The organism is Arsenicibacter sp. R0_47 (assembly GCF_057652235.1).
Map to the genome: position 1 here is coordinate 500700 of NZ_JBYFCJ010000004.1, position 12571 is coordinate 513270.

The 12571-nt window shown below is 40.4% G+C and carries 14 protein-coding genes; all 14 read right to left on the reverse strand.

What is annotated here, in order from left to right; genetic code table 11:
* Positions 1 to 56 precede the first annotated feature (56 nt).
* Entirely contained in the window at positions 57 to 1769 is a 1713-nt protein-coding gene (locus tag AC23NW_RS10945) for a hypothetical protein (RefSeq protein ID WP_487449471.1), read from the reverse strand.
* A gap of 42 nt (positions 1770 to 1811) precedes the next feature.
* The gene (locus AC23NW_RS10950) at positions 1812 to 3071 is read right to left on the reverse strand and encodes a hypothetical protein (protein ID WP_487449472.1); all 1260 of its coding nucleotides are present in this window, start codon (positions 3069 to 3071) and stop codon (positions 1812 to 1814) included.
* Between the two features lie 19 nt (positions 3072 to 3090).
* Complete coding sequence (locus AC23NW_RS10955; protein ID WP_487449473.1) at positions 3091 to 5766, reverse strand: hypothetical protein; 2676 nt, start codon at positions 5764 to 5766, stop codon at positions 3091 to 3093.
* Positions 5767 to 6289: 523 nt separating this feature from the next.
* Positions 6290 to 6574 carry a hypothetical protein gene (locus AC23NW_RS10960; protein ID WP_487449474.1) on the reverse strand — a complete coding sequence of 95 codons (285 nt, stop codon included), beginning with the start codon at positions 6572 to 6574 and terminating at the stop codon, positions 6290 to 6292.
* A gap of 1 nt (position 6575) precedes the next feature.
* Positions 6576 to 6770: a hypothetical protein gene (locus tag AC23NW_RS10965; RefSeq protein WP_487449475.1), complete on the reverse strand. Its 195-nt coding sequence runs from the start codon at positions 6768 to 6770 to the stop codon at positions 6576 to 6578.
* A gap of 41 nt (positions 6771 to 6811) precedes the next feature.
* Positions 6812 to 7660, reverse strand: coding sequence for a hypothetical protein (locus AC23NW_RS10970; RefSeq protein WP_487449477.1), 849 nt, complete (start codon positions 7658 to 7660; stop codon positions 6812 to 6814).
* Positions 7638 to 7826: a hypothetical protein gene (locus AC23NW_RS10975; RefSeq protein ID WP_487449479.1), complete on the reverse strand. Its 189-nt coding sequence runs from the start codon at positions 7824 to 7826 to the stop codon at positions 7638 to 7640. Before AC23NW_RS10975 ends, AC23NW_RS10970 begins: the two co-directional genes overlap by 23 nt.
* The gene (locus AC23NW_RS10980) at positions 7819 to 8163 is read right to left on the reverse strand and encodes a hypothetical protein (RefSeq protein WP_487449480.1); all 345 of its coding nucleotides are present in this window, start codon (positions 8161 to 8163) and stop codon (positions 7819 to 7821) included. The genes AC23NW_RS10975 and AC23NW_RS10980 overlap by 8 nt, the downstream gene beginning before the upstream one ends.
* Positions 8163 to 8330 carry a hypothetical protein gene (locus tag AC23NW_RS10985; RefSeq protein ID WP_487449481.1) on the reverse strand — a complete coding sequence of 56 codons (168 nt, stop codon included), beginning with the start codon at positions 8328 to 8330 and terminating at the stop codon, positions 8163 to 8165. The genes AC23NW_RS10980 and AC23NW_RS10985 overlap by 1 nt, the downstream gene beginning before the upstream one ends.
* A gap of 3 nt (positions 8331 to 8333) precedes the next feature.
* Entirely contained in the window at positions 8334 to 8672 is a 339-nt protein-coding gene (locus AC23NW_RS10990; RefSeq protein WP_487449483.1) for a hypothetical protein, read from the reverse strand.
* Positions 8662 to 9354, reverse strand: coding sequence for a hypothetical protein (locus tag AC23NW_RS10995; RefSeq protein WP_487449484.1), 693 nt, complete (start codon positions 9352 to 9354; stop codon positions 8662 to 8664). Before AC23NW_RS10995 ends, AC23NW_RS10990 begins: the two co-directional genes overlap by 11 nt.
* The gene (locus AC23NW_RS11000) at positions 9354 to 9848 is read right to left on the reverse strand and encodes a hypothetical protein (RefSeq protein WP_487449485.1); all 495 of its coding nucleotides are present in this window, start codon (positions 9846 to 9848) and stop codon (positions 9354 to 9356) included. The genes AC23NW_RS10995 and AC23NW_RS11000 overlap by 1 nt, the downstream gene beginning before the upstream one ends.
* The gene (locus AC23NW_RS11005; protein ID WP_487449486.1) at positions 9845 to 11890 is read right to left on the reverse strand and encodes a hypothetical protein; all 2046 of its coding nucleotides are present in this window, start codon (positions 11888 to 11890) and stop codon (positions 9845 to 9847) included. The genes AC23NW_RS11000 and AC23NW_RS11005 overlap by 4 nt, the downstream gene beginning before the upstream one ends.
* Before the next feature lie 104 nt (positions 11891 to 11994).
* Positions 11995 to 12570 (reverse strand): hypothetical protein, encoded by a 576-nt coding sequence (locus tag AC23NW_RS11010; RefSeq protein ID WP_487449487.1) that lies wholly within the window; start codon positions 12568 to 12570, stop codon positions 11995 to 11997.
* Position 12571 lies beyond the last annotated feature (1 nt).

The following is a 12571-nucleotide window of genomic DNA, read 5'->3' on the forward strand; positions in this document are numbered from 1 at the left end:
AAGTGGTTATTAAAAAGAACGGTAGAGAGTATACGTAACCCCCTACCGTTACGGTATTACATATTTCTCATCGGATCTTCAAGCTCCATGAGTACAGTACGTGAAGGGTCTTTCACCCAGACTTCGCCGGCCCATTTCGCACCTACCTTGAAACCATCAAACGGAGATGATGAGATGTGTGCATTCGGACCTGCACCAACATATGCTTTCAGGAAATCCGGACAGTAACGGCCAACTTCGTACCACATGCGGGTAGATTCAAAACCTTTCGGTTTAATCATCACCACATTCGGACCGTTGTTGTATCCTTCCTTCACATCGTTTGTAGTACCCTGCAGTGCGTTTGATACTTTCTGATCGGTAATATCCTTAATCATGATCGTGTACGAACGGTACGAACGACCACCCTTATACGATTGCTGATTTTTCATACCTTCCCAATCCAGTGCAGGGTTGTGCTCGATTTCAACGTAACCGGCTTCAGGGAAGTTAAAGCTTGTAAACCGGAACCCGTTGTACTGCAGGTTCATGTTATCACCGGTCAGCACCTGATTCACAACGTTGTGGTTGATCATCGGGAATACCATGTGCTGCTTAAACTGTTCGGCAAAGTATTTCTGTGCTTCAATCAACGCACCCATACCCATCTCAAACTTAACTTTGCGTTTGTGCATAGGAAGATCGGTACGTCCGTAGAACAGTTCACCCACCATTGTTTTCATCAGCTGACCGATCTGACGGGTATCTGAATATGAACGGTAGATACCCAGTTCACGGATCTGCGGATAGTAACCCATACCTAACCGGCGCATCGTACCACGTGCATCATGCACAACACCACCACGGTTATACATCAGGTTCATTTCCTGCATTTTAGCTTGTTCCTGCATCAGCATTTTCAGAATGACAGGCATCCAGAAACCGGTATTAGGAATAGCATTCTTTACACGATCCGGGTTGTTAGGATCACGCGGATCACCCAACGTTTCAAAGAAATACAGCAAAGCTGCCGTATGCGGATCAGCATGTTGCTGAATCAGACCCTTATTGATACCCATTGGTCCCATAGGAGCATTGGTACCGTATTCCATCTGATCAGCTTCACCGGTAATCCAGTGTTCGATAGATTGTTTGGTCTGACCTGCTTCAAAACGGAAAGTAGTAAGCGTATCTGCACTTTTGGTGATTGAAGATGCTTCTGTGCTGAATTCAGTTTCGAAGTTGGTCAGCTTCATCCATTCCTGACCCGGACGTACATATTTACGGGAAATATAACCAAGCGGGTTGGTTAACCGCATTGTATACAACCAACCGTCACCGTATGGTGTTACTTCAGCAGTAGGATCAACGTATGCCTGATCTTCCGAGAAATAATCCGGAGTAAGAATATCCGTTTTGGTGTAGTTGTTGGTATTCAGTACCAGATAGAACGGTTCACCGCGTTCGCCCAGACGTTCCAGTGAAGGATCATTAATATCTTCAAGAACGATAGGTAACGAGAATTTACCCGGAATCATATACTGAAAACCCTGACCGAATCCGTTCGTATAAATTACGTTGTTGGATAATTCGGTCATATCAAAAATCGGAAGGTTAACAATACCGTATTGCTGCCACAGTTTGATCAATCCCAAAAACATATCTTTGGAACCGCCCATGAGTGCATCAATGGTATTTTTTTCGGTGTGTTTTGTACCGATTTCCAGCGCAGTAGTGGTCATCGCTACACCTCTGTGAACCTGATCAAGAGGATTTCCTTGTTTTACCATGTGTAGAAAGGTGGGTTAATTATGAAGTGTGTGTGTAATTAATTACGACAAAGTTTTGAGTAAACTCTGACCGTATTGCAGAGGATCCTTTTTGGCGGATACTGATGGATTTGGTGTGGATACAGTTGCAGTGCGTGCAGGAATAACTGCGATTTTACGTGCTGTTTTGACAACACCGTTATTCTCACCGGTCTGCAGTAATTTCTTTTTATATTTTTCAGGATCAAGTACAAATTCAATCAGATCAAGATGTTTTTTGGGATCCTGCTGAATCTGCAGTAACTGATAATCAAACTTTGAAATGGCAGTACCATCATCCAGTTTCATATCATCTACATAAACCTGACTCAGTAATTTCTTTGCATCAGATTCTTTATATCCTGCTTCAATCAATGAGTTAAATCTGGTACGGACATTTGCATTACGCTGCTGCGTTTTGATACGGTTTTCTTCCTGCTTTTCCTGAATCAGACGTTGCTGTTCATTATGAAAATGTTTCTGGAATTTTCCCTCTACAATTTCAAATTCTACTTCCAGCGCATCTGCATCAACATCAAGCTGTTTGAGTTTTTTCTTAACCGTTTCTTTCGGTAAACCCTCTACGTCTTCCAGAAAACGCTGAATTTTAAGCAGCTTACCTTCAGGTGTTTGTGTGTCGATTTCACTGATCTGTTTCTGTTCCTTGAATAAATCAAGAACTGTATCAAGATTCACACCTTCGTTGTATGCGTTAAAAATTCCTGAAATAATTTCGTTAGACTGAGCAACCTGCTGAACATGCTGATTAGCAGCGTGTTGTGCTTGCATTAACGTAAGCTGAATGAATGATTCTTCTGTAAATTCAAATTCATCCAGACCTTCCATTGCAGCCCATTTACCGTCTTCGATCAGTTTGAGAACGGTTGTTTTAATCAGATCCGATTTGTATTCTTCGGGAGTTAGTTCAATAACTTCTTCCGGATCTGCATCGTCAGTTACCTGTGATTGATCCGGTGCCGTATCGGATGTATTCTGTGGTTTTGCTGAATCATTTTTGACTTCAGGAGCATCCGGATTGAACAAAAGTTTATCCAGTGCATCCTTACCCATTTCCGGTAATGGATCCGGATGATTCTGCGTTTGCTGAATTTCAGTTACTGTTGCATCCGGTGTATTAACCGTAGCATCAGGTGTTTCGGGTTTCTTGGTAACAATATCGGCAAAAGATGGTGTATCGGTAATTCCCGAGCCATTTGTAGCACGTTCTACGAGATTATTAAACCATTCTGCATCATTTGTTTCGATAAAAGATTGTACTGCCATAGTGTGTAAGTGGTATTATTTATTTGGATTTATCACCCTGAATACGGGCTTGCTGTATTTTCTTTTCCTGCAGTTCTCTATCGCTTTTCATTTTATCACGCTGCAGTTTTATATTATCCGTATGCTTTTGATTATCGTTTGCTATTTTCAGCCGGTCCTGCATCAGCTTTTCCCGCTGTATGGCATTCTTTTCAGAATCTGACTGTGATTTCTGGGAGAGTTTATCGTATTCCAGTGCATCCGGAGTTCCCGAAGAATCACTGTCAAGTGTGGCATTATTTCCGTATCCGAACGTTTGTATGTAGCGTTCTTCCAGACGGTTTTCGCGGTCGAGCTGATTTTGTTCAGCATCAAATGCACGTTGCTTATCCGCTTCTTCAGTTGCTTGCTGTAACTTCTGCTGTTCAAGCTGCTGCGCCTGTTGCTGTTGTTTTTCCTGTTTCAGCTCAGAATCACGTAATGTATCTTTAATGAACTGGAGTGAATTAGAGGTGGCCATTTCCAAACGGTCCCCCATAGACGTTAATACGGTATTGTTTTCCAGTGCAAGCTGTTTAGCGATCTGCAGGTTACGCTGTTCTTCCTGTGCATTGCTGACAAATACTTTAAGCTGAACCATCAGCAGATCTGTACTATTTAACCGTAACAGCTCTTTAGAGTAATCATCGTGGATAGAAGCAATCGTAATGTCAATGTTGCGGGATTGTACGTACTGAGCAAAATCCAGCCCCTTCTGCAGACACCGCTGTACATAATCGTAGAAACGGGTAAAGTAGGATGCAGTTTGTGTGTAGGATTGCTGCATTGCAGTTTCCACACCGGTAGCTGTTTCCTGTGGTTTAATCGCAGCCAGCCGCTGAGGATTTAATCCCACCATTGCTAATCCGATGATTTTAAACCGTTCAGCCATTTCAATACGACTGAGCATCCGTGATGTAGCATCGAGATCAATTACTTTCGGTAACTGACCACCTGTATTTGCATTAAGTGTGTTGGAAGGTCGTGTATCGAGCTGTGCTACGTGTAATTCACGTATGGAAGCCCACCACTTTTCAAATCCGTTTTCCTTATCAGACCAATCCTTAATGTTCGGGATTGCGTTGTTATCCATGATAACAAACGGAAGAATTTCCTCTTCAGCAATGATACGGGCCTGATTCATACACAGGTTTACCATAATCTGAAAAGGTTTGATTATATCAACCAGTGATTTCGATTCCGCATTACGTGCGTTGAAAATTTCACCGATTACGGGTAATTCCGCATCTGCATAATTGGATTCGGGTCTTCCCTGAAATTCCAGCGGACCAATATCGTAATAGATTGGTTTGCGGGATTTGTGCGATCCGGCAAGCGGGGTAATCTTTTTACCTTTCCATATTTCGGTAATCCATGTCCACTGTACTACCGGAGTACCATCAAATTCAGCATCCTGTGCCAGATTACCGTCGATGTGTTTTGTACCTTCCGGAAAGATTGTTGTTTCATCAACCGGAACAATTTCAAACAGTTCTGTTTCCGGATTAATCCACGTGAGTTTACCTACCTTACGTGCTGATTTCCAGTACGCCTGTGTAACCTGAAAAAGGTTGTTTATATAATATCTGTAGTTCGATGAGAACCGGTCAGGCATCGAACTCAGTAAAGGATGATTTAACTGTGTAGTTTGCGCAACATCCGGAATCAGATCCAGTATATCACGGTTTGTTGTAGGTAATCGTACTCCGTAGGGAACACCTTCCGGAGACAGGTATGAGATTGGATTTCCCCACCAGTCCTTTCCGTACTTACTACCCGCCTGAGCACTGTACTCACCCTGCAGCTGTTCAAGCTGTTCACCGGTAAGTAGATGCCCGTCTGTATCAATTACATCGGGTAATGAACGGATAAAGGTTCTTCCTACAAAATTTCCCTTTTCAATTTCGGTAACATCCGGAGAAAGATGAAAGAATACATCACGCGGGTTCCACGTTTCTTCCCTGTAACCGGTAGGTGTTATCCAGAAGTGACGGAAACACCGGGCAACCGCAAGAGAATCACGGAATTCCGTTGATTCAAGTTTATCACGGCGGTGTTCAAAACGATCATTCTGAAGCTGAATATTAGACCAGCGTTCACCAATATGCTGCCATTTGGTTGAAAAATACCGCTGAATTTCAACAGGTGTCAGTGCTGTACGCTGTTCATCAAGCTGTTGCTGATATTGCTGTTGTTCCTGTTGAGACTGAAAATCCTGTTTGTTGGTATCTACTCCCTGTTTCTGTAAAGCGAGATCAATATTTTTGTTAATCTGTTCCTTTACATATTCCAGCAGCATACGTGCTTTTTCTTCCTCAATCTGAGAAATTACACTGCTTCCGATTGCTTTTGCCTTAAAGGTATTCGGATGTGCTTCAAGCTCTCCGATCAGTGTATTAATTCCCTGAGAAATAAAATCAAAATGCTGCAGATGCAATTTTTTATTAAAATGTTCTGCAGCCATTTCAAGCAGGGAAAGATATTCGTTTTCATCTACATCTTCGTAATGTTCCCGAATAAATTCACCGTTAAGCATCCGGTAATTTTCCAGCAGCTTTGTGTTTTCGTAATACTGGTGTCGTCCGATCTGTTCAAGTGCATCCATAACACGATGCTGCCATTCCTCACCCTTCTCCTTCAAAGGAAGGAGTTGGGGAGGAAGAGCACCAATTGGCATACCAATAGAAGTGTTCAGAAGAGGATGAAGTGAGTAATTGAGAGAGGACACAAAAAGTACTTTTTTTATTAAATCGGTGATGCAATGATATATAAGAAAAAAACTAAAATCTATACTATATAAATGTTCAAGAGAATATCACTTTTCTGCAAAAGAGATAAATAAAAAAACTCCTGTGGGAACAGGAGTTTTTCTCTTAATTTTTCCGAGATTTTACTAAACTAACTGATATAATGATTCAAATGTAAACCGGGGAAGAAGTGAAATAGTCCCGTTAATCCATAGAATGTAAGCTCCGGGTGATCCGGTATATTGATATTTTGTCGGTTGACTTACGATCCATGCGGGTTTATTATCCCATATACGACAATTTGCTTCGTATTTAAGTTTACATACGGCGTTGCCGTGTTGCAGCACATACTGATGATCCGGTTGGATTTCGCTGAACAATACCTGCGGATTATCCGGTAACTGCAAAGCATCTGTCAGCTCTCCTGAACGTTTGTCAATATACGAACGGATATTATGGTTCGCTGACAACAGGGGATTCATCTGTTTGTGGTTCAGCCGGTTCCGTTACAGGTGCGGGTTCAGGTTGAGGAGTTTCCGGAAAATATTGCTCTGTAAGTTCAGCAGCACGGATAAATGCTTCATCCATTGTGTCAAATGTTTCAACATCCGGTTCTACATCATCACCGAATCCGATAAGAACATTCCATTGACCGGTAGCCTGATTCTGAGCTGTCAGAATTGATTGAGGTAGTACCGGTGCTGATTGTGTTTCCTGAGTTTTTGAGCGTTTTGCCATGTTAGTGTTTTTTGTTTTTTGTTGTATTGCGTTTATCCTTTTCCGGATAAAAAGTTTCTTTGAGATTTAAGGATTCTTCCTCTTCTTCCTGAATATTAACTGCCAGTTCAGGATGTTCTTTTTCAATGCATCGCAGACACATCCATTTTGCTTTCGGAGCACCTTTAGGTTCTGTACGGTAAAGAGGTGTTGTCAATGCGGATTTTTTGCAAGTGCTACAATTAATCATTGCTATAATTATTGTTGATGAAGATATTCTCCACCTAATTCCAGAAAGTGCTGTCGAACTTTATTCCAGTAGTTATGTGTATCCGGAGGATAAGTTAATTTAGCTTTGCTCCATTTTCCTGCATATCCGCAAATATTCAGCCCTTCTGCAGCATGATCTTCGGAAGTATAGGTAATTTCACCGGAAACAGCAGTAGTCATAACGGTATACCCATGTTTTTCAATAAGCTGAAATACCTTTTTAGATCCATCCGCTTTAACCACAAAAATCAAATAATAAAGATCTTTATTATAATCTGTGTAAAACGACTGTGAAAATGTTGCATCAGATGAATCCTGTTCTTCGATTATTGTTCCTAATCGTAAACCCGGATAAAAATAAAGTTTATCTTCACCGATATTGTAAACGGTTTCTAAAACAATTTTATCATCCATCTTAGCAAAATTACCCCGAACGGATGTTAATTCTGCAGCAGTAAACTGATTGATGTAGAATACAGATTCATTTTCAGCATCTGATAAGTATCTATGAAGATCTTTTAAAAAATCTGAGTTAGAAAGAATTGTCGTTTTTCCTGAAAGTTTTTCCTGAATAGTAAAAGAATTACAAGTTGTCAAATCAACAGAAACACCTTTATTGTCCAGATGCAGTTCAAACCTGTCAGGTTCATGAAAAATTTTCCGGAATACTTTATCTGCATTCCAGAAAGCGGACCCGTATCCGTAAAAATGAAAATCTATTTCTCCCTTTGAAGCCCTGTAGGGTTCAATCAGGCAACAGTTATCAGGAGAATCAGGATAATGATATTTTATCCATTTCAGTTGCAGGATTGCATTACTTAGCTCGTTTATTTCCATCAATCCAGTTGGTCATATCAGTATGATGTACTGTAGCAAATTTTTCTTCCAGTTCTTCCGGAGTTGGTGTTAGCTTATTGCGGCGTTCTTTACTCAGCAGGTATTTACCGAACGATACCATATCCGCAGCAGTAAATTGTTTTTCGTTTGATTCGAGATTAAACATGTTTGTGGTTGGTTATTTTGTCATTGATTAACTGACGGATACGTTTTTCAATTGTATCTATGGTTTCGTTTGCCAGAATCACCCGGCTCATGGTTTTCAGCAGTGCTGTAAGTACTTCCAGCTCATCCAGATAAGAATCTGTTACCTCACAGGGTTCTGTCAGATGTGGAGCACACGCAGGTAAATCAGGATGTAACGGAATAACAGGAGTTTCTGAGGGGGTGATATACGGTGATGTTCGTGTTTCATCCGTATCGTCTATTACATTAAATCTGCTAGGTTTAGCGAGTTTTTCAAATAAGGATTCCTTTATTTCCTTTTCGAATTCTTTTCCCATTACTGTGTGATCCGGAGTTTGGAAGCAAATCGGTTTTTAAGTGGTTTGGTACGTATGCCCTTGTTCCGAAGACCACGAAGGGAATACTTCATTTCATTTACCTGCATTTTGTTTTCCGTAATCGGGTTGGCAAATGTTGTGCTGGAGGTTTGTTCTTTTGAGTGCATAGGTTAATTATTTGATCGTTGAATTACATGATCTCCTTCATAAGTACGGGATTCTCTTTTTTCAGCTTTTTCGATAGCTTTCCGTAACTTCTGATGTTGTTCATCTGTCAGATAATACAGACTGCGGTTAGGAACCAGTTTACCTAAGTATTTTATTTCCAGTTCATCAAGTGTAGTGGTGTTTATAAATTTTACAAGCTGTGGCATTACCAGTTTAAAAATGTATTCTGTAGAAAATAACCCTTTGGGTAAACGTTTCTCAATGTTTTCAACTACTTCAGTTATCGGGCAGGTGATATGAATACCCCTGCCATCAAACGGTATTGTGGCGTTAATTAGCATTGTTAACCTGTCTGGTAACTAATTTCAGTAACTCCTTATTGGTAAATTTAGGAGTAAGTTTTTTAGCTTTGATAAGCAGATCTGTTACACGTATTCCGGAATATCTGTCTTTGCGGATAACTCTGATCAGTTCACGTTCTGTACAGTAATATTCCCGGAATCCGGTAGTACCTGCATCAAACGGCAGAATGAAATGTTCTTTTTCTTCCGGAACTTCTTCGAGTGAATAGAGTTCATCAAATGCTTTTACATACATATCAAACTCTTCCGGACTCATGTGTGCTCCGAATCCGTTAGGAAGAATACCAAGTACTTCATCCTGTTCGCTTCTGTATTCAGGATTTGGATTGGTAATAATCTTTTTCAGCCATTTAGAAGAATACTCATCCTTAAACACATTCTTATGTTTGTGGATTGTACTGATCCGGTTAACTACGTATAGTTCCTGCTGAAATTTATTAAGCAATTCAATAGGTGACTGCAGTGTGATTTTATCAATTTCACTGCGGATCATTGAACAGTTGTGATCAAAAAACTGAAGATTATCTACATAATCAACAATTTCTTCATACGATGTAAATGTAACAATGGCATCTTCCAGTGTTATCATCGGTTGTTGCTGAACATTGTCTCCGGAAATAACAGGTTCGGTTTCCTGATTTGATAATTCGTAATTTTCCATTACTGTGTTTTAAAAAGATTATTCATTCTTTCAGAAGATAAAATAACGTTTTCACCTAATGCAAACCGTTTTTGTTCTTCTTCACTAAGAAATGATTTGTACTCCTGCAGATATTTATGATTGGTACGGGTTACTTCAGCAAGTTCGTAAACACCTAACGACTGCGTATTCGCAAGTTCTCTTACTTCAGCACGAAAAGAAATAGAATGAATAATTCCGATTACATCGGCCAGCAAGCGTTTTTTTCCTTTATAAGCAAAGAATATATTGAACCCGTTTGAACCCAGTGCATCTACACCGATCAATGTAATGCGATTCTGGTACTTATGAAGAAAATCAAGGAGAATATGTGTTGCGGAACATAATCCGCCGGAACAGGAGAAGTATAAATCAATATCAGCTGAATTAGTATCCAGAAGCGTTTCTATTTTAGAAACCAGTTCTTCGACAGATTCAATACTTAATGCGGCATTAAAAATAATAGTTTTACTCATAATTTAAAAACAGAACGTTTCTTTTTTTCAGAATATTTTGAATCATTTTTTCCCATACCCCACGGATTTCTCCGGTGAAACTTTACTTTAGGTTTTTCTTCCTTTTCTTCAGGAGGTACTTCAGGTTTTTCAAACTTATCCAGATGGGAACAATACGCGAGCATGTGACCGAATCCCACAATTCTATCGACGTTGAGATCTTCTTTCCAATCCAGCATTTCCTGAATCAACAGCGGATCAAGAATGCGGGTTAATCCCAGAATCGGACGGTTATACTGATCAATTCCGATTACTTCACTGATATATTCCAGAATACAGTTCATCCAGAATGTCTGGTTTTTTACTGTTGCCGTTAAACCGTATGCGTTAAGTGAAGATGTTTTCGGATTAATAGTTTTCTGAAGTGTCCATGATTTAGCCAGATATATTTCAGCCAGATGCTGTTTATCGAAAAACGGCAGAACGTTATCGTTACTGACTTCATAAAGCATGGTAGCTCCGTAGAATTCCAGAATCAGCTGAATTGTTTCCAGAAACGTATTGATTGTATCGGTAGGACGCGCAACATATTTACACACCATTGTATCCTGATACGGATCCGTGAGTGAACCATACTTCCGTTTCATCAGGTAAAATGCACCCAGTGAAGGAGAGGTATTGGTCATGGTGATGTTATAGGGGTCCATCCCCGCAATGTAGAGCTTGTAGGCTTCCTTAAACTTAGGTTCCTCGTAGATGACTACCGGAGCATTGAGATTATCCGTTTCGTTGTGCGGAAAATTGTAAATGTCAGCATCTGTATCTGTATCTACCGCTTTTACTTCATTATCGAACTTGTATAACCGTACGCGTCTTCCGGGTTTGGTTTCCAGCAGAAAATCCTTCTGCCGTTTCAGTTCTTCCTCGTACTTCTTGAAAGGAGATTCTTTCGCGGTTAAGCTCATTTCTTTGAGCGTTCGCGGATAGAACATCCGGTGCTGTACAGTTGCGTTAGGATCCTTATCGTGCTTCTTGGCTTCCAGCTCTGCATCCAGCCGTTCGTTGGCCAGATCAAAATCAGTTACCTGAATCGGAATCTGTGCAAGTTCACCTTCTTCCGGTTTTCCCAGATATTTTGCAAGATTGGTTTTGTATTTGTATCCCTGCCGGTACCAGCCACCCATGAACATACCGGTTTTCAACCCTTCGTTTTCAAACTCCAGTACATCATTTGCAGCAGGAGAGAAAAACATGTTCAGTGCATCTTCGCTTTTCTGTACGTTACCACCGGTAAAGGCCATAAACGATGCACAGCGATAACCGAATTCAGACCAGAGTGCGGGTTTTACAGCTTCCCATACCTGACGCATCGGAGCTTTCGCAATCTCTTCGTAGAAGAAAAAGGTAAGTGATTTACCGGCACCTACCTGCGTATTCAATCCTTCCTTTGTTAAGTAGGTATATAACTTTGAAAATACAAGCGGTTCGTTGTCTTTCTGGGTAATACCGAACCGGATGTATTTTTTGGTTAAATCCTTATCAATGTTGGGAAGAATCAGAAAATTGGGATGGGTATCAGGACGCGGAGAATCCGGAAAATACTGCCGCGCAAGATCAATAGTTTCTTCACCATCAGAAAGAGCAACCTGTAATTTTTTGTTGAATGTGTCTTTATCTTCACTGATGGAAAACAATCCCATCACTTCAGCACCCTGAAAACAAAACAGTTCCCTGCAGGAAAGAGATACAATGGAATCTGATTTTGAAATCTGACGGGATCCCCCGATCATATACAGTTTCTTCTGCAGATACGCATTATGATAACTGTTATGAATAATCCATTCGTTATCCCGCAGGGGAGCACGTGTAGCAGGACGGTCAATCCGTTTGGTTCTGGGATTATACGTATCAATCTGCAGTGTATGAAAATTGAGATGATAGTATAGATTACCACAGACATATTCACCGTTTATATTAACTCCTTCCTGTACTTTCCGCTTTTGTTCCAAACCGAAAGGAATAAATTCTTCTGAATCAAAAGAAGGTATGTCCTTTGGTTTCATGTTTACATACATTTCCGGAGATCCTACATTGAAAAAATCCGAATCACGCTGTGTTTGTTTTACGGGGAGTTCATCAAGATTAGTAATTATAGCATTGTGTGACATTATTTAAAACCTAAAATTATAAGGGAGGGTGGCATTTTCATATTACCTTTAATATTTACCTGCTCTTTAAGATCTTCAAGCTGTTTGATATTCGGTAATGTTTCAAATACTTTTTTCAGAATACGGGTGCGTATCGTAATCTGACGTTGTTGTGTTTGTGCAATAAATGTAACCGTACGCGGATTTCCTTTTTTATCCTTTCCACCCACGTAGGTAACTCTGCGGTGTTCGATCTGACCAATCGGAGTTTTTTCATAGTATGCCTGTACTTCCCGCAGTTTATCAGAAAGTGCAGTTACCTTCTCAGCGATATACGGAGTCATACCATCTTTCTGCTGCATTGACAACAGTAGTTCCGAAGCAGTTTTAATCGTATCCAGCAGCGTAGTAATTGAATCTTCAATAGTGGCGATAATAAGGGGAGCAAGCCCCCCTTTTGCTGTTGGTTTATATTCTATTTCATCAGTGATTTTTTCAATTACCTGTGTATCCAGATAATCAACAATTGAATCAAGTTCAATTTTAAGTTGCTGATAATCAACGCCACTAAACGCATTACGTTTTTTAACAGGCATA